The organism is Gemmatimonadota bacterium, from assembly GCA_040388625.1.
Taxonomy (GTDB): domain Bacteria; phylum Gemmatimonadota; class Gemmatimonadetes; order Gemmatimonadales; family Gemmatimonadaceae; genus Fen-1247.
The window spans coordinates 113,558-135,978 of record JAZKBK010000006.1; the positions used below are offsets into that span (position 1 = coordinate 113,558).

At 61.7% G+C, this 22,421-nt stretch carries 19 protein-coding genes; 2 read left to right on the plus strand and 17 right to left on the minus strand.

The window, feature by feature from the left end; translation table 11 throughout:
- Window position 1: 1 nt before the first annotated feature.
- The 14 genes from V4529_14105 to V4529_14170 all read right to left on the minus strand — a co-directional run bounded on the left by V4529_14105 (window position 2) and on the right by V4529_14170 (window position 16,319).
- The gene (locus V4529_14105) at window positions 2-928 is read right to left on the minus strand and encodes a tyrosine recombinase XerC (protein MES2359462.1); all 927 of its coding nucleotides are present in this window, start codon (window positions 926-928) and stop codon (window positions 2-4) included.
- Window positions 925-2,280, minus strand: coding sequence for a methylenetetrahydrofolate--tRNA-(uracil(54)-C(5))-methyltransferase (FADH(2)-oxidizing) TrmFO (gene trmFO / locus V4529_14110; protein MES2359463.1), 1,356 nt, complete (start codon window positions 2,278-2,280; stop codon window positions 925-927). Before trmFO ends, V4529_14105 begins: the two co-directional genes overlap by 4 nt.
- Complete coding sequence (topA, locus tag V4529_14115) at window positions 2,273-4,714, minus strand: type I DNA topoisomerase (protein MES2359464.1); 2,442 nt, start codon at window positions 4,712-4,714, stop codon at window positions 2,273-2,275. The genes trmFO and topA overlap by 8 nt, the downstream gene beginning before the upstream one ends.
- A 59-nt stretch (window positions 4,715-4,773) precedes the next feature.
- The gene (locus V4529_14120) at window positions 4,774-5,037 is read right to left on the minus strand and encodes a DUF494 family protein (protein MES2359465.1); all 264 of its coding nucleotides are present in this window, start codon (window positions 5,035-5,037) and stop codon (window positions 4,774-4,776) included.
- A complete protein-coding gene (locus V4529_14125; GenBank protein ID MES2359466.1) occupies window positions 5,030-5,590 on the minus strand; it encodes a shikimate kinase in 561 nt (186 codons plus the stop codon). Before V4529_14125 ends, V4529_14120 begins: the two co-directional genes overlap by 8 nt.
- Entirely contained in the window at window positions 5,587-6,810 is a 1,224-nt protein-coding gene (gene aroC / locus V4529_14130; GenBank protein ID MES2359467.1) for a chorismate synthase, read from the minus strand. The genes V4529_14125 and aroC overlap by 4 nt, the downstream gene beginning before the upstream one ends.
- Before the next feature lie 595 nt (window positions 6,811-7,405).
- Window positions 7,406-9,952 (minus strand): hypothetical protein, encoded by a 2,547-nt coding sequence (locus V4529_14135; GenBank protein ID MES2359468.1) that lies wholly within the window; start codon window positions 9,950-9,952, stop codon window positions 7,406-7,408.
- Window position 9,953: 1 nt separating this feature from the next.
- Window positions 9,954-11,939, minus strand: a complete 1,986-nt coding sequence (locus tag V4529_14140; GenBank protein ID MES2359469.1) for an AMIN domain-containing protein — start codon at window positions 11,937-11,939, stop codon at window positions 9,954-9,956.
- Complete coding sequence (locus tag V4529_14145; protein ID MES2359470.1) at window positions 11,936-12,424, minus strand: hypothetical protein; 489 nt, start codon at window positions 12,422-12,424, stop codon at window positions 11,936-11,938. Before V4529_14145 ends, V4529_14140 begins: the two co-directional genes overlap by 4 nt.
- Window positions 12,421-13,035: a type 4a pilus biogenesis protein PilO gene (gene pilO, locus V4529_14150; GenBank protein MES2359471.1), complete on the minus strand. Its 615-nt coding sequence runs from the start codon at window positions 13,033-13,035 to the stop codon at window positions 12,421-12,423. The genes V4529_14145 and pilO overlap by 4 nt, the downstream gene beginning before the upstream one ends.
- A 1-nt stretch (window position 13,036) precedes the next feature.
- Window positions 13,037-13,825: a PilN domain-containing protein gene (locus V4529_14155; GenBank protein ID MES2359472.1), complete on the minus strand. Its 789-nt coding sequence runs from the start codon at window positions 13,823-13,825 to the stop codon at window positions 13,037-13,039.
- Entirely contained in the window at window positions 13,822-14,868 is a 1,047-nt protein-coding gene (pilM, locus tag V4529_14160) for a type IV pilus assembly protein PilM (protein MES2359473.1), read from the minus strand. The genes V4529_14155 and pilM overlap by 4 nt, the downstream gene beginning before the upstream one ends.
- An 87-nt stretch (window positions 14,869-14,955) precedes the next feature.
- Window positions 14,956-15,417: a hypothetical protein gene (locus tag V4529_14165; protein ID MES2359474.1), complete on the minus strand. Its 462-nt coding sequence runs from the start codon at window positions 15,415-15,417 to the stop codon at window positions 14,956-14,958.
- Window positions 15,414-16,319 (minus strand): hypothetical protein, encoded by a 906-nt coding sequence (locus V4529_14170; GenBank protein MES2359475.1) that lies wholly within the window; start codon window positions 16,317-16,319, stop codon window positions 15,414-15,416. The genes V4529_14165 and V4529_14170 overlap by 4 nt, the downstream gene beginning before the upstream one ends.
- A 170-nt stretch (window positions 16,320-16,489) precedes the next feature.
- Between V4529_14170 and V4529_14175 the strand changes: the two genes are divergently transcribed.
- Window positions 16,490-16,798, plus strand: coding sequence for a hypothetical protein (locus V4529_14175; protein MES2359476.1), 309 nt, complete (start codon window positions 16,490-16,492; stop codon window positions 16,796-16,798).
- A 218-nt stretch (window positions 16,799-17,016) separates the two neighbouring features.
- On the opposite strand, the gene V4529_14180 is transcribed toward V4529_14175, so the two are convergent.
- From V4529_14180 to V4529_14190, 3 genes are read right to left on the minus strand one after another with little or no spacing between them, the layout of a single operon-like run.
- Window positions 17,017-17,613, minus strand: coding sequence for a prepilin-type N-terminal cleavage/methylation domain-containing protein (locus tag V4529_14180; GenBank protein ID MES2359477.1), 597 nt, complete (start codon window positions 17,611-17,613; stop codon window positions 17,017-17,019).
- Between the two features lie 21 nt (window positions 17,614-17,634).
- Window positions 17,635-18,999, minus strand: coding sequence for a sigma-54 dependent transcriptional regulator (locus V4529_14185; protein MES2359478.1), 1,365 nt, complete (start codon window positions 18,997-18,999; stop codon window positions 17,635-17,637).
- The gene (locus V4529_14190; GenBank protein ID MES2359479.1) at window positions 18,996-20,333 is read right to left on the minus strand and encodes an ATP-binding protein; all 1,338 of its coding nucleotides are present in this window, start codon (window positions 20,331-20,333) and stop codon (window positions 18,996-18,998) included. Before V4529_14190 ends, V4529_14185 begins: the two co-directional genes overlap by 4 nt.
- A gap of 235 nt (window positions 20,334-20,568) precedes the next feature.
- On the opposite strand from V4529_14190, the gene V4529_14195 reads away from it, so the two are divergent.
- Complete coding sequence (locus V4529_14195; GenBank protein ID MES2359480.1) at window positions 20,569-21,747, plus strand: hemolysin family protein; 1,179 nt, start codon at window positions 20,569-20,571, stop codon at window positions 21,745-21,747.
- Window positions 21,748-22,421: the final 674 nt, after the last annotated feature.

Consider the following 22,421-nt stretch of genomic DNA (forward strand, 5'->3'; position numbering starts at 1 on the left):
GCTAGGCGCGCGGGTGGGCCGACTTGTACGCCTGCTTGAGGCGCTCGACACTGGTATGCGTGTAGATCTGCGTCGTCTGCACCGATGCGTGGCCCAGCAATTCCTGAACCGCACGGAGGTCGGCTCCAGCATCGAGCATGTGCGTCGCGAACGTGTGTCGCAGCGAGTGCGTGGATAGACCCGAGCCCTCGCTCACCAGATCCAGCAGAGTTGTGACAGCGTTCTGGAGCGCACGCGTACTGATCCGGCGCCCCCTCGCCGACAGAAAAAATGCTGTTCGATCGCCAGTTGGTCCGATGACGCGTAGCAGCTCGTCCCGCTTCGATTCGTAATTGCGGAGAGCAAGCGTCGCGCGATCACCCAGCGGAACGATGCGCTCCTTTCGGCCCTTGCCGCGCACCTTTACCTGATTGGCCAGCAGATCCAGAGAGTCACGGTTGATGCCGCGGAGCTCGGATAATCGCAAACCCGCGGAATAGAACAACTCCAGCATCGCAAGATTCCGAACGTCGGTGAACTTTCCATCATGGGCGCGCGTTTCCGCAGCGCTGAACAACGTGCCCATCTGAGCAATGTCGAGATATTCGGGCAGGTACTTGTCGCGCTTCGGCGCTGCAACGGCACGTGCTGGATTTGCCTCGACGATCTCGTTTCTGTGCAGGTACTTGTAAAACGATCGCACTGCAGACAGCGACCGACCCGCCGAACGCTTGCTGACTCCGCGACGCACGAGATGCGCCAGAAAGCCGCGGATTGCGAGCCGATCCAATCCCTGCCACGACCAGCTCTCGACACCGTAATAACTGCCAAGGTATGCGGTGAACTCGGCAAGGTCGCGCGTGTAAGCCTTGATGGTGTTGGGCGATACGTTCCGCTCCTTCTCCATGTGCTCGAGAAACTCCGCGACGCGATCGATCTCTTCGCTCATGCCGACGCCGCCACCGGCTCGATCGACATCTCGTCCCGCCAAGCGCGCATTTCGCGCACAGCCCGTTCCGCCATGCGCTCCTTCTTCAAGCGCTTGTCGCGAATGCGCTCATCCAGATCATCCACCAGACCGAAGTTCGCATTCATCGGCTGGAAATGCCGTGGATCCGCCTCTCGCAGATAACGGTAAAGCGCGCCGAGCATCGTGGTGCCGGGCGGCACGATCGGGTCGAGGCCACTCATGACGCGTGAGAGATTCATGCCGGCAAGCAATCCGGAAGCTGTACTCTCGGTGTATCCCTCCACGCCGGTGATCTGGCCAGCCAAAAAGATCTGCGGGTCATCACGTAACGTCAGCGCCGACGTGAGCACGCTCGGCGAATTGACGTACGAGTTGCGATGGATCGACCCGTAACGCAGAAACTCCGCGTTCCCGAGTCCCGGGATCATGCGAAAAACACGCTGCTGTTCGGGTATGCGCAAGCGCGTCTGAAATCCAACCAGGTTCCACAGACGTTCGGCGCGATCCTCACGTCGCAACTGAACCACCGCATGAGGTCGCCTTCCCGTTCGCGGGTCCGCAAGTCCGACCGGCTTGAGCGGGCCAAAGCGCAGCGTCTCACGGCCGCGCGAGTTCATCTCTTCCACCGGCATGCAACCGGAAAAGTACGGAACCTCGTCGAACTCGTGACCGTGAAACTGATCGGCAGCGGCCAGTGCGTCGGAGAACGCGTTGTACTCGTCCTCCGTCATCGGACAGTTGAGATAGGCGCCCTCGTCGTCAGCGCCGTCCATCGTCTCCTTGCCGTATCGCGATGCAGTGAAGACGACCGATTCATCGATGGACTCGCGCGACACAACTGGCGCGATCGCGTCATAGAACGCGAGCGCATCACTCCCGAGCCTCCGTCTGAGTGATTCGGCCAACAAATCGCCGGTCAAAGGTCCGGTGGCGATCACAGCGGGTGCAGCTGGCAGTTCGCCGATCTCGTCGCGCATCACTGTGATATTGGGATGCGCCAGAATGCGCTCCGTCACCGCGGCCGCGAACACATCGCGATCCACCGCGAGCGCCGTGCCGGCTGCAACACGCGCGATGTCGGCGCACTCGAGCACAAGACAGCCCAACTCGCGCATCTCCGCCTTGATGGCGCCGTGCGCGGTGGACAGTTCCGTGCTCTTGAACGTGTTGGAGCAGACCAGCTCCGCCAATCGGTCGGTGCGATGCGCCGGTGTCTGGCGCACCGGCCGCATCTCATGCAGCTCTACGCGATGTCCGCGTTGAGCAAGCTGCCACGCAGCCTCCGATCCGGCGAGGCCGCCACCGACCACGGTGACAACGTCGTCATGCAACGACGGCCTCCGCCGGCGGAGCAGCGGCCTCCCACTCATTCTGACACTTCATGCAGCGGCGGTATTCACCGCGAGCCTTGCTCGACTTCGCTTCAGCCCCGACGAACCCACACTCCGGACAGGTTTCCGCGACCGGCTTGTCCCACACCACGAAGTCGCACGCGGGATAGGTCGCACAACCGTAGAACGCCTTGCCACGTTTCTTGGACCGTCGCACGGCGACATCACCACCACACTTGGGACACTTGACGCCCGTGGGCATGGAGCGAGTGCCGCGACATTTCGGGAACTTGCTACAACCCAGAAATTCACCGCTACGACCGGTTCGAACCACCATCGGAGCACCGCATTCGTGACAGATCTCGTCCGTCGCACGCGCGACTTTCTTTTCACCGCGAAGCGGGCGGGTGAACTTGCATGTCTTGGGGTGGTTTTCGCACGCCATGAACGGGCCAAAGAATCCACCGCGCGGGACGAGCTTGCCGCCGCAATCAGGACACTTCTGCCCTTCGAACTCCGACAGGTCGTGCGCAGCGGCGATCAGCCCTTCGACGTCCGCATGCTTGACCTGCTCGGCGAACGGGCCGTAGAACGCGCTGAGCATTTCGTGCCAGTCGACGCTGCCGTCCTCCACCTTGTCGAGGTCGCTTTCCATGTTCGACGTGAACTGAACATTGAATATGTCAGGCAGACTCTTCACCATCACGCGCTCAACCTGCTCTCCCAGACCTGTCGGAAAGAAGCGACGTTGCTCCAGCAGTACGTAACGCCGTTCTGCAAGCGTCGAGATGATCGATGCGTAAGTCGATGGACGACCAATGCCAAGTCGCTCCAGCTCCTTCACCAGGCTTGCTTCCGAAAATCGCGGAGGCGGCTCTGTAAAGTGCTGCGTCGGCTCGATGCGCTTGACCGGGATGTTTTCCCCTTCCGACATCGCCGGCAGTGCCTGCTCGTCTTCGAGCGCCTTGCCGTCGCCGGCTTCGCGCGCTTCCTGGTAAAGCGCCTGATAGCCCGCGAATTTCATGACGCTTCCGGTCGCACGGAACACGTACCGCCCGAGATCGAAATTCACGGTCGTCGTATCGAACACCGCCGGCGCCATCTGCGACGCCATGAAGCGTTTCCACACCAGCTCGTAAAGCTTGAACTGGTCATCCTTCAGATAGCGTTTGATGGCATCCGGCCGACGCGTCGGATCGGTGGGACGTACGGCTTCGTGCGCGTCCTGCGTGTTCTTGCTCTTGCTATCGCCGTATAGCTGCGGACCCCCACGCGCGAGGAACTCCTCACCGAACAGAGTCCTCAGATAGTCGCGCGCCGCAGTCGCGGCCGACTCCGCGACACGTGTGGAATCGGTACGCATGTAAGTGATGAGACCAACTGCCCCTTCGGCGCCGATCTCGATGCCCTCGTACAGATCCTGCGCCAGTCGCATCGTACGCTTGGAGCCGAAGCCGAGCCGCTTGGCCGCTTCCTGCTGCAGTGTGCTGGTCGTGAACGGCGCGTACGGGTTCTTGCGACGCTCGCGACGCTTGACCTCCGTTACAGGGAACGTCTTGAGTCCACCGATGTCGTCGAGAATGCGCTGCGCTTCCGCCGCGTTGGTTATCTCTGGCTTCTTTCCATCGACGTGGTGCAGCTTTGCCGTGAATTCCTGACGCTCCTTCTCCAGCAACGCCGCGATCGTCCAGTACTCTACAGGCTTGAATGCGCGAATCTCGCGCTCGCGCTCGACGATGAGTCGCAATGCGACAGTCTGCACGCGCCCCGCGGATGCGCCCTTCTTCACCGTCTTCCACAACATCGGGCTCGCCTTGTAACCGACAAGCCGGTCGAGCATGCGACGCGCGAGCTGCGCCTCAACCAGACGCTCGTTGATCTGTCCGGCGTTGTCGATCGCCGCACGTACCGCATCACGCGTTATCTCGTGGAACAACACGCGCCTGATCGGCGCGCCACCCTTGCGCTGGATCTGCGATGCAACATGCCACGCGATCGCTTCGCCTTCGCGATCAGGGTCAGTCGCTAGATATATCTGGCTCGATTCCCTGGCGGCGGCCTTCAGCTCCGCGAGCGTCTTCTCCTTGCCCGGAATCGTGACGTACTCGGGTTCGAAGTTGTTTTCAACATCGATACCCATCTTCTTCACAGGAAGGTCACGGATGTGACCGATCGTCGCGCGCACCTTATACCCGCGCCCGAGATACTTCCCGATGGTCTTGGCCTTGGCCGGCGACTCGACGATAACTAGCGCCTGTCCATTGCCGCTGCCATCCATCGAAACGTCGTCATCGTACACGACGGCTTCGGCAGCGGCAGTCTTGCGCACGCCCTTGCCGGCCGCCTTGCGAGCGGCCTTTCGGACCGGGGTCTTTGCCACGGTCTTCTTTTTTGTTGTTCCGGCGCTCTTCGCCGCCGTCTTTCGAATTGCCATGATTTTACCATTGCCGGATTGCTCCGGATTCAATACGTAGTGAGTACCTGCTGATTCTTTCAGTGCGTGGTGATCGGAGAAGCGTCGCCGCCCCCCGAGCTTCCGTCGCCCAGGACGAGCCGGAGGTCGGTCAAGGCGACCCGCCCGTCGAAATGGGTGAGCACGCGCTCGATCACATGCTCGAGCTCCGTCGCGTCGAGTAGCCCCGACCGGCTGAGGCCGACCAGGTAGCCCCACGCTTCCGCCGTGAAGCGGCTGCGCTCGTGGGGTCCCAGGACGCGCATGGGGCGCGGTACGCTATAGCCGTCTATTCCTTCAGTCATTCCCGTTTTCTAAGTCTCGCTCGGCGGAAAGCACCAGCTCCACCACCGTGGCGATCACATTGGATCTTGCGGTATTGCCTGTCTCCACCGTCATCTCCGAACATCCCTCGTATGCCGCCTTGCGCGCATCGTAGATCGTGCGCATGGCTTCGTACGGGTCGCCGGATTTGAACAGTAACGGCCTTCGCCGGATTCCCCGTCCCATACGACGAACAGCGGTCTCCGGTGCCACTCTAAGGTATATGATACGTCCCGCGCCGAGCAAATGTGCTGTGGCTTCGCTGTTGAGTACCCAGCCACCGCCCGGCGCGATCACCGATGGCGCCATGCGGGCAACCGCCGCGCTGGTCTCGGCTTCCGCCTTCCGAAAGACAGCCTCGCCGTCCTCCTCGAAGATCTTGCTTACTGTCTTACCGAACGATCGTTCGATGTGGGTGTCGAGATCGATGAAGCCGCGCTTCAGCCGAGCTGCTACTCCTCGACCGACGGTGCTCTTGCCAACGCCGGGCAACCCGACGAGCACTACGTGCTTCACGTTCGCGTCAGCAGTCACCCAGCGTCATGCCCTGTCACGTGGCCACCGTCGCGCTCAGCCAGATACAGTAGATACCCCTCACGGTTCCGTCGGACCTCATTGAGGGAGTCGCCACCGAACTTTTCGAGCGCCGAGTCTGCCAGGATGAAGGCGGCCATCGCTTCCGCGATGACTCCCATGGCCGGGACCGCTGTGACGTCGCTCCGCTCGACTGTGGATGCGGCGCTCTCGCGCGTAGTCATCTCGACCGAGCCAAGCGGCCGCATGAGCGTACTTATTGGTTTCATGGCCACGCGGAGCACGAGCGGCTCACCGGTAGTCATACCCCCTTCCAGGCCACCGGCGTTATTGCTGCGCCGGCTCAGCCTGCCGCGGGTGATCGCATCTTCAGAGGGATCGATCTCATCGTGAACGCGGGATCCGTGCAGCCGCGCCGCCTGAAATCCCATGCCGATCTCGACCCCCTTTACGGCCGGAATGGACATGAGGGCAGCGGCGAGCCGCCCGTCGAGCTTGCGATCCCATGAAACGTGCGATCCAAGACCGACCGGGAGGCCGGTCACTACCACCTCACAGATTCCACCCAGAGTGTCGCCGGATCGCTTGGCCTCGTCGATGAGCGCTACCATCCGTGATTCTGCATCACTGTCGAGCGTACGAAGTGGTGAGCTGTCGGCCGCCGTGTTGAGGTCGGCGGGCAGGTGTTCCGGCCGGCGCGCCACGACATCCCCCAGTTCGACCAGGTGGCTTCCGATTGTCACGTCCAGTTGTTTCAAGAACGTGCGGCAGACGGCGCCCGCTGCAACGCGCGCTGTGGTCTCGCGAGCAGAGGCGCGCTCGAGTATGTCTCGCGCGTCCGCGCGGTCGTATTTGAGCATTCCCGCGAGATCCGCGTGCCCAGGGCGCGGGCGCGTGACAGCCCGCTTCCGGAGACGGGAATCCGCCGACTCGTCCGGGAGTGGCGCCGGACTCATGATCTCCTGCCAGTTGCGCCAATCGTGGTTGCGGATGAGCATCGCGATCGGCGATCCGAGCGTCTCGCCAGCTCGCACGCCGCTCAGGATCTCCGCACGGTCCGTTTCGATCTGCATTCTACGTCCGCGTCCATAACCCGCCTGCCGGCGTGCGAGCTGCGCGTCGACATCTTCGACGAGTAACGGGATGCCAGCAGGCATTCCTTCGAGAATCGATACGAGCGCAGCGCCGTGCGACTCGCCAGCGGTAGTAAAACGAAGCATTTGGGACAATAATAAACCCGGGCGGGGGCGGTCCGGCAAACGATTTCCATCCGGTGGCGACAGAATACCGCGGTATCTCGGTCGAATGTGCCGGAGTGCCCGTGTCTCGGGCGTTGGCCGAGGCTCGGGTTTTGTCGCCAGGCGTAACAGTGGACGAAGTGGCTCGCGGGAATTGGCGACAGTGAGGTCAGTGGTAGGATTGGAATCAGCGGTGGCACTGGAGTCCGTGGTGGCACTGGGATCACTGGTGGGGCTGGAATCAGTTTGTTGCACTGGAATCAGCTTGTGGCGCTGGGAGCAGTTTGCGGCACTGGGATCCGTGGTGGCACTGGGATCAGTTTGTGGCACTGGACTCACTAGTGGCACTGGCATGAGTTGAACCTCTGGGTTCAACCACCCCCACGTGCACCAGAGCTGGCACGTGCGACCAATCCACATGCAACCACGTCCGGCGTCGCATCAGCCGCAACCACGCTCTGCGTCGCATAGGCGCTGGCTGCACTCACCGTCCTCTCTACCGCACTTCAGCGAAACAACAAAGCCCGGCTCATCGCCGGGCTTTGTTGCTATCGATATGTTTCCTGCGCCACCGATCTTACGGGGGACAGCTGGCTCCGCCGAACAGCGTCGGATCCACGTTCACGATCACGACTCCCTTCGCGGTCGCGCCAACAAGAATCAGCTGTCCGCTGGGCTGACGAACCGCTGATTTGATCGGTCCGATGATCGGATTCTTGATCGGGATCACTGCGATACGCTTGAAGTGATTGTTCTCGTACACCTCGATGGACGGTTCCGTCGAGGCCGCGAATGAATAGCACGACTTGAGTGGTGACGATGCCGTGATGCCGTTTCCGCTGTTGCGCGGATCGAAATCAAAGCCTGGATTGCCGGATGTCGCGGTCTGGAATGTCCCCTGGTGTCTAAGATCCTGATTGAAGAGATAGATCGAGTCCGCGCGAACTGCGGCGAGCGCGCCGTCGAAGTTGATGGCGACACCACCTACCCGAGCGAAGGTATTCGCCGTGAGATCGGCCACGCGCTCAGGAGGAGAAACTCCCAGGTCGACGACCGGTATCGGGATTTTGGTGACGGTGCCATTCGACAACGTGATCGTGGAATCCAGTCCGAAGGCTGCGTTGAATCCGATGACTCTGCTGCCCTGCACGGCGCCGCCCTCTCCGAGGATGGCGCGAGCGAAGTTCCCGGAGCTGCGCGCGAACGTCGTGTCGCGAAATCCAATCAGGGGCAGCTGGACAACGATCGAGTAGAACGTGGTATCCAGCTTCGTGATGGTATCGCCGGCAAATTTTGGCACGTGAGGTGTCGTCCCCAACGGCTGCTGGAAGGGTACGAGAACTGAATCAGAGCCGGCCGCACAGTTCTGGCCGTTTCTGTCGCAATTGACGCCGAACCGGTCGATCTCGAGGGAGTCCGCCGTTCCGGCGGTCTGACCCATCGCCTGCTCGAAGAAGAAATGCGAGCTCTTCGTGGTCAGGTTCTCGTAGCGCACCGTTCCCTCGTTGGCGAACGGTGCCGTCTGACCGGGTGTTGGCGTGGTCGAGTAAACGAGAATCACCTGGTCGCAGGTCGTCCCCGAAGGGAACGCTGACGCGGTGCGGCATGTGGGCGCCAGGTACTGCGGCCTGTCGCTGAAGTCGTACGGCGTCTTCTGCGAAATGTTCACGGGCGGGTTCGTGCCTGTGGCTGCTACGGTCTTCACCGTGAGCGCCCGAATGTGAGGCAGCGGATATCGATACACTTCCCGCCCTTCACTCGAGAACGGAATCGAGTGATCGACGAGGCTTACATATCCGATCGACGTACCACCGGAATTTGCGACGAGAAGCGTGTCGCCATAATCACCAGTGGACGGGTTGCGCGGCCATGGGGCGATGCCCCACGGACGCGATCCAACCGCGATCGGCGACTTGAAGCTGGAATCGGCGAGGTTGAAGACTTCCAGCTCGTTGCGATCGATGTTCGTGAGGTAGAGCTTGTCGTAACGTGGGTGATAGATCGCGTCCGCAATCGTGCCGCCGCTCGGTACCTGACGTGTCACGCCGGCCACGACGACAAGCGTATCTACGCGATCGACTCCACTGGCGAGCTTCGCGTAACCCTTCACGCCGCTGGCTGTTGTCGCGAATGCCTTGACGTACACGGTCGTCGGGAACGGTGGTACGATGCTGCTTGGAATCTTCAGATTGAACTTGCGCGGGAGCGACGTCAGGTGTCCGTCGGAAGTCGAATCTCCCTGCACCACGATGGGCCCGCCGATCGTCGCGCTGATCTCGAAGCCGATATCGGTTATGCCCGAACCGGTGGTGTCGGTCGCGGTCACGGAAAGTGTGTCGTTCACTTCCACACGCTTGTCGGATCCGAAGTTGACGAGTGCTGCCGCTTTCACTCCGGTCGCCGTCTTCACCTGCAAAGTGATGGGCGTACCAAGCCCACGGTTGCCGAGTGAGTCGCGGATGAATGGTGTCAGCGTCACCGCGCCAACGGCAGTCGACGGAGGAACCGGCATCGTCAGCTGCGTGGCTGTCGAGTCGCCGAGCGGACTCGAGAACGCGATGGAATCCGACGATGTAAAGGCGCCCGAAGTCTGGTAGCCAAGCCACTGAACCTTCACCTTGCTGGTCCCGGTGATTCCAATGACTGTCGACTTGCCCACGATAGCGGTGGAACCGGTTACCGGTGCCGTAATCACAACATTGGCCGGCGCGAGATTTCCTGTGCCCAGCTTGAGGGTGTCGGGCTTGGAGGCGTTTCCGGCTCCGTCATATGCGATTCCCACCAGGGTGACCGGCGTTCCGGCGGGAACGCTCCGCGGCACGGATAGCGAGAAGGCGAGGCTTGTGCTTGTCACAGCTGAGTGAAAGGCGGTATCGAATGCCGCTGTCACACCGCCCGTTGCGTCTATATGTACGCGTGCGATTCCAAGATTGTCGCCAACACTTGCCGAGAAGGATAGTACAGAATCCACACTGCTCGTCGCCTTCGCTAGAGCGATGGTCGGCACGGTGTGATCGCTCGTTCCGTCCAGCGTCTGGTCGCTGCACGCGAGCGCGCCAAGGGCGAGGGCGCCGAGGGCGAGCACCGTGAATACCTCGACGGATTGCCTAATGTGCTTTGTCATGTTACCGCTCACGAGTCGATCTCACGCGCTCACCGTCGTCGATGACGTGCGGCGTGATGAGAATGAGAAGGTCGCGCTTCTCTTCGGACTTCTGCGTAACGCCGAACAGCTTGCCAACCAGCGGAAGGTCGACGAGGACCGGAATGCCACTCTTGCTCTGCGTCACCTGCGTGACGGTGAGACCACCGATCACGGCCGTTTCGCCGTCGTTCACGAGGAGCCGGTTATCCGCGCTCTGCTTGTTGAACACGTAGCCGATGTCGGATCCTGCGAGCTGCGCATCCGAGTTCTCGGCGTGAACGTCCAACAGCACCTGATGGTTGTTCGTGATGTGAGGTGTGACCTGGAGAATGATACCGACCGAGTGGAAGCTCACTGTCGCTTTCGGCTGAACCGCTCCGGCCGCGCCCGACTGTTGCGTGCTCAGGTCGAGCACGCGTACCGGGATATCCTGACCCACCTGAATGTTTGCCTGCCTGTTATCCACCGTCACGATGCTCGGCTCCGCCTGCAGATCAGCGAGGCGTACTTCCTGAAGAGCGTCCAGGAAGCTCGTGAGCGAGAAGTGACCGAGCGCAGCGGAGTAGACGAGCTGCAAGGCCGGCGATGCTATGCGATTGTTCGCGTCCGCAATGCCGGACAGTGTGTTGCCGCCCAACGCGATCCTGTTCCCCGTAACGGGTGTGCCGCCGCCAAGTCCAATCGGTACGCCGTCGGCGTTCGTGATCGGTTTGAGCGTGGTCGGATCGATGCGCGGCGCGAGCGTGCTGAAGAACTGGTTCTGAGTGCCGAGGTCGTACGAGAGACCGAGATCCTCGATGTTCGTGCGATCGACGAACACAATCTTCGCCTTGATCGAGACCTGCGGCGTGCGGACGTCCAGTGCCTCGACGTAATTGATGATGCCGGCGATGCGCGAAGGCGTCTCAGTCACTATCAGCGTGTTGGTCCCGGGGTTCGACGCAACCGCGCCACGCGTGATGCAGGTCTGGTTGCCGAAGCTGGTCGCGCTTCCGGCCGAGCCGGCTGCACTGGCCGGCCCGCCGGCGACGCAGTCCTTTGCGAGCAGCTTGGTAACGACAGGCACGAGCGAATCGGCCTTTGCGTAGTTGACGGGAATGAGCTGAGTAACCAACGGCTCGAATGCCTGACGGGCCTGTACGTTGGCGTAGCTGTCGACGGTGATGATTCCGGACGCAGGATCTTCCGAAGCCGCAAGGCCCTGTCCCTGCAGGATCGCGCGAAGTGCGACGTCCCACGGTTGGTTCCGGATCTCGGCTGTAACCGTTCCGGTAACGTCGCGGCCCGTAACGATCGTGCGCCCGGCAAACGTGGCAAAGGCGGCGATGACGTCGCGAATGTCGGCGTCCTGGTATGTGACGGTAATGCGGGGCTGCGTCGACTGCTGCACGCTCGGCAGATACGACGGCTGACTCACGACCGTCATCGTGGAGCGCGGCGGTGCGATCGACGGCGAAGCGTCATCGTTGGAGCGAGCATTTTCGTGCGCCACGTCGGCCGCGCGGCCGTCGAGGCCGGTCCATGAGGCGAAACCACCCGAGCCGCCGCTGATCGAGACGCGCACCTCGTTGTTGCCGCGCTGTACCTCGTACGGATGAGAGCCGTCCAGTTGCAGCACGACCCGAACGACCGTCGCCGAGAACTGTGACACGCGGACGTCTGTGATTCCGCCGCGTGCGACTTTATCGTATGCAGACGGTGTCTCGGACAGTGAGGCGCCCTTGATATCCACGACGACGCGGTAGGGGGCGTCGAGTGTGAAATCCTGGATCTCGACCGGACTCTGAACGCCGATCACAACGTCAGCGTGGCCAGTCGCGGGGACGACGCTCACTCCAGTTACGGTCGGTGCAGCCGTCCTGGGACACACACCAGAACAGGCAGTGTATCCCTGTGACGCGGCAGGAGTGAGAGAATGGCCCGGCGCGATTGCAAACGCGGCGAGGGTGATCAGGGGCAACTTCATGGTGTCCTCTTTATTGTGGTATCACCGATCGCGAGCGTTTCCTGACGGCTGAATCCGAATTCCTCGAGCGCAAACGTGACGACCTTTGGATCGATTCTAACGACGCGCATGCGGCCCAGTGCGGTGCCGACCTTGACGCGGTACTGCTCCTTCGTCCCGAGATCACGAAGCACGGCGACAGAATTCCGCCCAAGCGGATCGAATGCGATCGTAGTCAGTCGCAGATCGGATAGCGTGGGCCGGATCTCGCTGCTCTTGACCAGCGAGACGAACGGATCGCGCCGGCCATCGGGATCGTATCGAAAGACTTCGCGATTGAACGTGACGGTGGCCGTGCTGTCGTGAGTGCCGGCGGAGTCTGCGACCTCGTCGACCTGGGCATGTGCATCACCCTTCACCAGGAGCAACAAGGCAATTGCCATCACCAACGTCGCTGCAATCGCGAGAGGATGGTTCACAACGCCGTTACGCTTTTGCGTCGTCATTTTGTCTCCTTGCTCAGCACAAGCGGAGTTGTGCGTGCGACGTAGGTCTGGAGTTGAAAGCTTGCGTCGAGCAGTGACTCACCGGCCTTCTGATGCGATTTGTCCTTGTCGCCCGGGTGGATCTTGAGCTCCAGTCCCAGTGGTGCCATGATGCGGTTGAGCGAGCCAACGTTGGTGAGGAATTCGGCGAGCTCGTGGTAGCCGCCCATCACCGACACCTTGTAGCGGTACGTATCGAACTGCTCGCCGGGAATCACAGGAACCGGCTCGACCGACGCGAGGTCGAGTCCCACGCGCCGTGCCGCCGTGGACACATTTTCGAGGAGCGAAGGAACTTCGTTCGAGGTCGGGACGAGCTCGCGCATCATGTCCAGATTCTTCTGATATTGCGCGGCTTCTGTCTGCAGCTGCTGTACGGTGCCGCGAGCTATCGCGACACGCGCCTTGCGATTGTTCGTCTCGACGGAATCGACGTGGGCACTGAGCGCGCCGATCGTTACGGCCTTCGGTGTGAAGATGAACCACCAGAACGCCACAGCGAGCAGAATCGCGATGATTCCGGATCCGACCAGCGCCTGTTCGCGCTGCGTCATGTTTGCGCCGATTGCCATGCTAGCGCACCGCTATTGAAAGGGGAACTGTCTGCAGCATATGCGCAGGCGGAACTTCGGTCTGTGCTTCGAGCTGGAACTCTGTCACTTCCTTGCCCTCGGCCGTAACGAGGTCGGAGCGGGTCAGCTGTACATTCTTGATGAACGGAGACGCCTCGAGGCTCTTCATGAATTGCGTGAGAGCCTGGACGTCGACCGTCTGGCCGACGATGCGGAACGTCATCGCGTTCGCAACTCCGTTGAACAGCGAGTCAGCGCGAGCCTTTCGAGCCGCCGCCGAAGCCTGTTTCATGCCGCCAGTCTTTTTGGCGCTGTCCACCTTGGCCTTTCCAGCGGCGGACGTGTCACCGATCGTTGCTGCGGTCGTAGTGACGGCACTCGTCTGAGTTATGGAGACCAGCCAGGTGTACTGCGGCACGGCGAGGTTTACGGCCTCGAGCACGTGCGGCCACGTGTACCGCGTATCATCGATCGACTTGATGATGGCAAGCTGCTGATATACCGAGTCACGCGCCGTCTCTGCATGACTGCGCGCAGTGAGCACAGCGGCAAAGCGGGCGGAGTCCGTCGCAGCCGCGGATTCACGTGTGTCCACGGCACTCTGCTGCCTCGCCTGCAACAGGTACATGCCTGCGATTCCGCCGAGCCCCAGTACCACGCCAGCGACGGCAAATATGAGGTACTTGTCCTTCAGGTTCGCGCCAAGACTCGCGATGGCCGCGCCGGGAGCAAAGTCAGCACCACGACGAGTGGTGCGCTTGGCGCCGGGCAGAAGATTGATCTCTATCATGATGCCTTGCGGAGGCCGAGCCCCACGGGAAGCATTAGGAGCGGCGCGATCTCGTCCATGGTGAAGTGCGAGAGCGCACCGTCGCGTACGTGGAGATTCGCGAGTGGGTTGGCGTATTCGACCTTGAGGTGAAGCCGTTGGCCAAGCACGTCGGCGAGGCCCGGAACCCGCGACCCACCGCCACAGATGTAGATCGCGCGAACCTGCGGCGCGCCGCGCGCCGATGCGGCCAGGAAGGCTGCCGCCCGTTCGACACCGACGGCTATTTCCTCTCCGCGAGCTTCGAGGACGGCGTCGAGCTGAGCGGTACGATCGTAGCCACGCACCATGCGCTCCGCATCGTCCGCTGCAAGTCCGTGATGGCGTTGAAGGTCTTCCTGAAAACGACGAGTCCCGACAGCCAGGTCGCGCGTCAGGATCGGCACGCCGTTGTCCAGAACATTGACGTTCGTTATTTCGTTGCCGACGTTTACCAGCGCCACGGCGCCGCGCATCGCTTCGGGATGGTTCAGCTCGAATGCATTGTGCAACGCGAAGGCGTCGACATCCACCAGGCTCGGGGTAAGCCCGGCCTCGGCGAGAATGCGGAGCTTTGCGTCCACCAGCTCCCGCTTGGCCGCGACGAGCAGCACGCTCATCTCTTCGGGATTCGAACCCTCATCATCGTCGAGAACCTGGAAATCCAGCTCGACCGATTCGACGTCCGGGACGTGCTGCTCAGCTTCCCAGCGCATGAGCTCGCGCGCCTGTTGTTCCTTGACACGCTCGGTCTGGATGCGCTTGATGATGACGTCGCGTCCGCCGACAGCGGTGACGACCTGAGTCGCCTTGACACCCGCCCTTTCCATTGCTTCCTGAATCGCATCCGACACCAGTCGTGGATCCATTACCTCTCCTTCGACTATTGCGTCCGGAAGAAGTGGTGCAACGGCAACCTTCACCAGCTCCGGAACCCCGCGGGCGTGATCCATGATCACGACCTTGATGAGTCCAGAGCCGATGTCGAGTCCAACCGTTGTCTTACTGCGGCCGAAAAAGGACATGCGACTCCATCTTGAGTTCGGACGGGAAGTCCGTTACGCAACTCTTATCGAGGTCAATACGACTGGTCGGCCCAAAAGGTCACGTTTTCAGAACAACTCCACCCAGGCTCGATCCGGTACCGGGTGAAGCGAGAAATCGGTGGTATCGTGCGGGATCAGCGCGGTAATGCCAACCCGGTGACGGGCTGCCAGGCTTCCCCCATGAATTGTCGCTGTCGCGACTATCCATACGATCGAAGTATCGACCTTTTCCACCGTTGCGTTGAGCACGATGTTTCCATCGCTACGACTGGTGGCTCCGACGGGTCCGAGCGGGAGGTAGCGCAGGGTGCGGGCGTCGGCGGCCGCAAGCGCGTTCCACGCTTCGGACTCTGCACCGATCAGAACCTGGCGCTGGAGTGTGCCGGCTCTGGCGGTTTCCGTCTCGGTGAGAGCACCGTTGATCGCACCGAACATGAGCGCGCTGCCGAGTATCATCAGGAGCAGTACGATGACGAGAGCGAAGCCGCGTCGATCCGGCCTCACCGTCCCGATATTCGTGACCGTCATCTGTTGCGGATGGCAACGGTCACGGTTGCCGAATCGGCGACGAGCGGCGCGGCGAGTCCCGGCAACCGTACGGGGCGCTGATATCTCGCACGCGATACGATCTCGACGCGCGCGACATCGGTCGTGGGCCCGGTGCCTGCGAGAATGGCACCGGTGTGCGTGAAATATCTGAACTTGATCGGCGGGCCCACAGCGGCTTCGTACGGGCCGCTCACCGGTTGGACCGGTGCACACCCGCCGGTGCATCGGCGATAGCCCAGATACCATTTACCATCGCCGCCTCGATAAACGTCGTACCGGACGCGCCGGATAAAGCGCACTGGATGTCCACGGTGCACGCCAGCGGTCAACGCCGACGTGAGGGATATCTCGTATGAACGGCCTGACCCGACGTCGCTCGCGGACAGCAGGCCTGCTGAAAGGGGGCATCCGGTGAATGTCGGCGTGGTTACGAACGAAGCGATGCGCGCGCGCGTCCAGCCCGCAGGAGACGCGGATGACGAGTCCTTGAAGATGAGCACGTAGTCACCGGTATCGGGGGTGGTAACCCAGCTGGAGAGCGTGCGGCCGCTCGCGAGAGTGTCGGGTGGCAAGGTGATTCGCGCGGAGGTCGGAGCCGCGCAAACCGTCGACGACCCGATCGCCGAATAGAATTCCACTGCAGTGTCGGAGGCGAAGAGGATGCTGTCCCCCGCTGAGGAGCTGCCGCGCAGATCGGCGGCGACCAGATCGGACGCGTCGCGGAGTCGCGTGCGCAGATCGATGCCGGCTGCAATCGCGTCGTAGATCCGTTGGTGGCGAACAACGTGCGAAACCGCCATCAGTACGACGAGCGCCGCAACGACGATCCCCGTCAGAAGCTCGACGAGTGATACCGCGCGGCGTGCGTGTATCGATCGCATACGCGGGGTTGCTGCGCCTGGGTACGCTTCGTCTGATCGATCCGGATGCGACATGCCGATACAGTACTACCGGCGTGAGCGGAGGGATAAAGCCGAACGGACGGCACACAGTCATTTCGTTGCAATCCCGTGCGCCTGCAGCCTCAGCGGCAGGCGCTGGTCGCGGTGTAATGCTCGACACGTGCTCCGGATCGCTGAGCGAACCGAACTGTCTGGGTGATGTGAACCAGCGCACCCGTGGGCGACACGGACCAATCCGCCGCGACGGCGTTCACGGAATCAGAGCCGGCGCCTGCGACGCAGCCGAGAACGAAGGCTCGCTCGCGTTGCGTCTCAGCGATTCGCATTGCGGTGGCCTGCCGTTCGGAGTCAGCAAGGCTGCGCAAGACAAGCGTCAGCGATCCTTCGAGCCCGAGGAAGATTACGCCGATTATGACGAGTGCGACGACGGCTTCGACGAGGACAAACCCGTGACGTAACTGCGAATGACGATTTTGCATGTCGCCATGGTATAGCGGACACGGCGGCGCGAGGCTGATCCAAAACGCGGCGGACGGATCACTTCAGCCCCATGAATGCATCTTGCTAGCTAACCCGACTCCATCAGAGCCACACCCACGCAGGCGCGTCTACCTACGCAAAAAAAGAACGGCGGCCAACTGGCCGCCGTTCAAGTAGGATTGCTAGCTCGCGTCGATTACGGCTGGCAGTATGGAGCACCAGAGGTCGTATCCGTTCCAGCAAGGCCAGGCGTTGCGCCCGTGTGCATACCGCACTGCTTGGTGGTCTGGGTGCTAACCGCGAGCGCATGCCATGCGGTCGGCGGGCCGGCGTCGGCCGTCGCGGTAATAGTGTTTCCTACTGAAGGCGAGAACCCGTTGGTCGTATCGCTCGGTGCCGTGAAGGTATGCGAGAAGTAGGCGCCGTTGTTGGCGGATGCATAGCCCTCTTCAGCCGTCGCGAGATTCTTGAGGTCCGTCTTCATCGACGCGACGTATGCGCGCTCTTTCGTTGCTGCGAACTTCGGGATCGCGATCGCGGCCAAGATGCCGATGATCACGACGACGATCAAAAGCTCGATCAGGGTAAATCCTTTCACGTTGCGCTTCATTAATGAATCTCCTAAGGAGTCGTGGGATGCCGCTGCTGCGGTGATCGGGCAGCGTAATGGCAACGGTCGCGCCAACTGGTGACCGCTTTGTAACTCATTATCGTCAAAGCACTTGCGAACTTTAGTAAACGTCTGGAGCGGCAATGTGCCAGCGCATTCTGCAATCTCTCTGGCGTTTCGCAATGTCGCAATCCTGTACAGTGGCTATGCCGAGCCCTCCATCTTCTGAAGCTTCCGGTGCAGCGTGGACGGATCGATCCCCAGCACCTCGGCGGCCCGCGTCTTGTTACCGCCGTTGGTCTCAAGCACCCACTTGATGTAGGCACGCTCGATCACGTCCAGCGTCGGATCGAGCCGCTCGGCGTCCCGTACCAGATGCTCGCCGGACTTGCTCGTAACGCGCTCGGGTAACGCGTCCGGCATGATCACAGGACCGCTCGTAACGATCGACGCTCGCTCCAGTGCGTTCTCCAGCTCGCGCACGTTTCCCGGCCAGTCGTACTCGCACATCGCGCTCATCGCTTCGGCGCTTACAGACTTGTTGGGATCCTTGGCGCGCATGAGAAAGGCTTCCACCAGCAGCGGGATGTCTTCCCTTCTCTGACGCAACGGCGGAAGATGAATCGCAATCACGTTGAGTCTGTAATACAAATCGCTTCGAAACTGCCCGGTCTTCACGTCGCGCTCCAGATCGCGGTTGGTGGCTGCTATGACGCGCGCATCGACGGGAATCGCCTCGGTTGCGCCGACAGGGAGCACTTCACGCTGTTGCAGCGTACGCAGGAGCTTCACCTGAGTCGCCGGCGTCATCTCGCCGACTTCATCGAGAAAGAACGTGCCACCCATCGCCGCTGCGATGAGGCCAGTCTTATCCTTCACCGCGCCGGTGAAGGATCCCTTCACGTGTCCGAACAGCTCGCTCTCAAGCAGACTCTCCGGCAGCGCACCGCAGTTTACGGAGAGGAACGGCTTGCCAGTGCGGCCGGACATCTCGTGGATGTAGCGTGCGACAACTTCCTTGCCGGTACCGGATTCACCTTGCAGCAGCACCGTCGAATCGGTGGGTGCGACGGTCGCGGCGAGCTGAAGCACGGATAACCAGTTGGCACTCTGCCCGATGGGTGAATTCTCCCGATCGCGCTTGCGAATCTCCTGTCGCAGGGTGCGGTTCTCCACACGCAGGGCACGGTGTTCGGCAGCTCGATGCACGATGGCCAGGAGCTCATCGTTGCGGAACGGCTTCTGTATGTAATAGAAGGCGCCCTCGTTCACCGCGTGCATGGCGGACTGCAGCGTCGCCTGCGCGGTCATGAGAATCACCGGTGTTTCGGGATTGGCAGTACGTGCGGCGGACAGCACATCCGCACCACCCACATCCGGCATGCGTATGTCGCTGATGACGATGTCGGGCTCGATCGCCCCGATCTGCTCGATCCCGGCCCGCCCGCCCTGAGCGGTGTGCGCCACGAAGCCGTTGTTGGTGAGCAGGATTCGAATGACGTCCAGGATACCCTGTTCATCGTCGATGATCAGTACACTGGGTGCTCTTGTGGGCGCAGTGGGTGTCATGTGCGTGGGAATAGGACGGTGAACCGTGATCCGCGAGCATCGCTGTCGACCACTACGACTCCGTGATGTGCCTCAACGGCACGATGCACGATTGCGAGCCCGAGCCCGCTTCCCCCCGGCTTGGTGGTAAAGAACGGATGGAACAGCTTGGGACGCGCAGCGTCCGTGATTCCAGGACCCGAATCGATGACACGCACGGCGATCGCGCCGCTCTCGAAAGCAGCGGCGCGCCAATCGAGCTGCTGGGGAAGCAGTGTCGCGGCTTCGATCCGCACGACTCCATCATCGGGCGATGCCTGCAAGGCGTTCAGCACCAGGTTGAAGAAGGCGCGGTGCAGCATGTCCTCGTCGCCACTTACTTCCATCGAGGTACGAGCGAAATCGCACTCGATCCGCGTTCCCTGGGGGCGTGACGGATGAGACGATGCCAGCTCGGCGGCGTTGCGCACGACACTCAGCAGATCGAGGCGACGCGTGAACGGGACGTCGACGCGGGCGAAATCGAGGAACCCGGTAAGCAGCCGGGCGAGTCGGTCGGACTCGCGCACCACGAGCGATGTGAGAACACGGTCGTCGCTGGAGGTCTGGGCGGACAATCCCAACTGCTCGACCGCGCTTCTGATCGAAGCGAGCGGATTCTTTATCTCATGTGCCATCGAAGCGCCGAGCTCGGCGACCGCTTCCAGACGCTCTGCGCGCAGATGAAGCCGCTCGACTTCACCCTGATGCAGACGGAAGCGAGCGAGCTCTTCGGCCATGGCTTCACTGCCGGCGCTCTGAGCGCGTAAACGGGAGGCGATGTACCCGCTCCCGAGCGCGACGACGGCGAATATGGCCAACTGAAGGAAGACGCCGATTCCCACCGTGTCGCCCTGAATCAGAACTCCCTCTCCTGCGTACAGCAGGATCGCGAGTGCCGAGATCAGTGTGACGCCGCGCGCTGGCAGGAGCAGCGCACTTATGGCGATGACGAGGATGTAGAGAGGGGCAAATTGAGACGAGGTCGATTGCCACGTCAGGTGCACCATCGCGGTGACGAGCAGGACGTCGAAGATGGCCTGGGAATAGAGAACAGCGATCGCTATCGAGCGGCGATAGACATGGGTGTACAGAGCGGACAGCCCCGTAAACAGCATTGCGGCGGCGAAGATCAGCGACGCCAACAGCGTATCGGCGCGGGAGGCGTACTGCCACGAATAAACGGCAGCGATGTAGACAGAGCCCGCCGCGGCCAGGCGCGCGACATATAGCCACCAGAGGATCCGGCGAGCGGGGAGCTGTGGCGGGCGCGACCTCGATATCGCAGCGACTGATTGCGGAGTGCGGTATTGCATTTTGCAATAGGTTGACGATGGGCGGCGGGCTCGTGCAACGGAATCGTGTCGTTGCGCCGTCCCCTACGCGGGAGCCCTGTGGACGGGGCCATCGAAAACCTGGCCTCACGCGTTCGCGCGGAAGAAGGATTAGAACGACTGTTCGAGTACCGACTTCGGTCGGATCGGGCACGGTTCCGGTAGATTTAGACACGGAATGCCAACAGACTTACAAGACCATAGTTGGGCTGGCACCTTGGCGACCAGGTTGATCTGGATCGTCGTGCTCGTCGCGGTGAGCGCGATCTTCGCGGCTGCCGAAGCCGCTTTGAGCATTCCAGTCGACGAGGAGGACGGACGATCCACGCCGACCACCGCCGCGCGAATCGGAAGCTCGCTCAGCGCGGTCGGCCTCGGTGTGGTGGGCGGGGCAGCCTGGTTCGCGCTCGCTGTCCTTCTTCATATAGTAGTCGGCGAGCTGGTGCCGAGAGCGGTCGCCCGGGAGCACCCGCATATTGCCCGCAAATATGCGGTGCCGGTGGTGCGCCTTATCGGCCAGATCCTCACCCCGTTCGTAATCGTCGTCAACTCGATCGCCAGTCTGGTTGCACGTGCATTCGGAATGCACGCGGTGGTCGAGAATGAGGTTCCGGCGCACTCGCCTGACGAGCTACGAACGCTCGTAATGCACTCGCACGCGCACGGCGAGCTCAACGAATCCGAGCGAGCGATGCTTGCAGGCGTCTTCGACTTCAAGCAGAAGCGGGCGCACGACGTGATGCGGCCGCGGACCGATGTCGTCGCGATCGACATCGATTTGACATCCGAGGAAGTGCTGCACGTGCTGCGCACCGAGCGGTACTCGCGGTACCCGGTGTATCGCGAAACTCTGGATGACATAGTCGGCGTGTTTCTCGCCAAGGATCTGTGGCTTCGCGACCAGAGCTCGCCGTTCAAGCTATCGGAGCTGATGCGGGAGGCGCTGTACGTTCCTGATAGCCGAGCGGCTGAGCGGGTGCTGGACGATCTCCGACGAACGCGCGCGTACATGGCGGTGGTCATCGACGAGTATGGTGGGACGGCCGGCATCATAACTATCGAAGACCTGGTCGAAGAGGTTATGGGTGACATAACCGACGAGTACGACATGGCTGCACGGACCTCGCTTGAGATGAACGGCGTGCTCGAGCTGGCCGGCACTCTGTCACTCATCGATGCACGGTCGGATTACGAGCTGGAGATCCCCGAGGGAGACTGGTCCACGCTGGGCGGATATGTATTCGCGCGTCTGGGGAGGCTCCCTCGCGTGGGTGACAGGGTTCGGATTCCGAATGCCGGTCTCGAGGTGGTCGCCATGGATGGGCGGCGGGTCGCGGCGCTGCGTGTGCTGCGGGAGTCCGCCGATACCGCCGCAGAAGCCCGACAGAAGGCGTGAGCACCGGCTCGTAATCGGAAGATCCACACGTGTGACGCCGTTGGGAAGAGGAGTCACTCGCACCGCCGGGACCGTCATGCCGGGTGTTGGAAGAGCAAGCGAATCGACGCTCAGCGTGACCGTGGTATAAGGGATCACGTCATCGAGCCGATACGCGCCGACTGAATCCGTTTCGATCTGTACGTCGCCGGTGGAGATCGAAATACCCGGAAGTGCGGGCTCGGTCGCATCCCGGATTCCGTTGTCGTTCTCATCCAGAAACAGCAGCCCGCCGATGCTCGCGCGTCCACGGAGCTGCGTCGGCGACAACGCCGCGATGTGCGCACTCGACATCACAACGACCGATCCACTCAACGATTGCAAGGTCGACCCATTGGATCCAGCCGTGGAACGCGCCTCGTATCTGGCCGCACGTGTCAGCATGTCGATAGACACGGTGAGGCGCGGCGCGGCGGCACTGGCTGGCCACTCCACTCCGAAATCGAGTCGCCCGGAGCGCGCGACTGGGGTGGAGATCGTGATGTAGTTGTCACCGGCTCCGCCAGTCGCAAATCCCGAACGGAGGCGGCTACCGAGCGGGAACAGGAACGGGATCGGCGATTCCGCGAACAGACCTCGCCCGGTCGAGGTCGAAGCCCCGTTGAACTGACGCGCGACATCGATGAACGGGCGCA

What these genes read in the sequence shown, in the direction of transcription:
- V4529_14105 (MES2359462.1), bottom strand. Translation starts at nt 928, where the DNA reads ATGAGCGAAGAGATCGATCGCGTCGCGGAGTTTCTCGAGCACATGGAG.
- topA (MES2359464.1), bottom strand. Translation starts at nt 4,714, where the DNA reads ATGGCAATTCGAAAGACGGCGGCGAAGAGCGCCGGAACAACAAAAAAG.
- V4529_14120 (MES2359465.1), bottom strand. Translation starts at nt 5,037, where the DNA reads ATGACTGAAGGAATAGACGGCTATAGCGTACCGCGCCCCATGCGCGTC.
- aroC (MES2359467.1), bottom strand. Translation starts at nt 6,810, where the DNA reads ATGCTTCGTTTTACTACCGCTGGCGAGTCGCACGGCGCTGCGCTCGTA.
- V4529_14135 (MES2359468.1), bottom strand. Translation starts at nt 9,952, where the DNA reads ATGACAAAGCACATTAGGCAATCCGTCGAGGTATTCACGGTGCTCGCC.
- V4529_14140 (MES2359469.1), bottom strand. Translation starts at nt 11,939, where the DNA reads ATGAAGTTGCCCCTGATCACCCTCGCCGCGTTTGCAATCGCGCCGGGC.
- V4529_14145 (MES2359470.1), bottom strand. Translation starts at nt 12,424, where the DNA reads ATGACGACGCAAAAGCGTAACGGCGTTGTGAACCATCCTCTCGCGATT.
- pilO (MES2359471.1), bottom strand. Translation starts at nt 13,035, where the DNA reads ATGGCAATCGGCGCAAACATGACGCAGCGCGAACAGGCGCTGGTCGGA.
- V4529_14155 (MES2359472.1), bottom strand. Translation starts at nt 13,825, where the DNA reads ATGATAGAGATCAATCTTCTGCCCGGCGCCAAGCGCACCACTCGTCGT.
- pilM (MES2359473.1), bottom strand. Translation starts at nt 14,868, where the DNA reads ATGTCCTTTTTCGGCCGCAGTAAGACAACGGTTGGACTCGACATCGGC.
- V4529_14165 (MES2359474.1), bottom strand. Translation starts at nt 15,417, where the DNA reads ATGACGGTCACGAATATCGGGACGGTGAGGCCGGATCGACGCGGCTTC.
- V4529_14170 (MES2359475.1), bottom strand. Translation starts at nt 16,319, where the DNA reads ATGCGATCGATACACGCACGCCGCGCGGTATCACTCGTCGAGCTTCTG.
- V4529_14175 (MES2359476.1), top strand. Translation starts at nt 16,490, where the DNA reads ATGCTCGACACGTGCTCCGGATCGCTGAGCGAACCGAACTGTCTGGGT.
- V4529_14185 (MES2359478.1), bottom strand. Translation starts at nt 18,999, where the DNA reads ATGACACCCACTGCGCCCACAAGAGCACCCAGTGTACTGATCATCGAC.
- V4529_14190 (MES2359479.1), bottom strand. Translation starts at nt 20,333, where the DNA reads ATGCAATACCGCACTCCGCAATCAGTCGCTGCGATATCGAGGTCGCGC.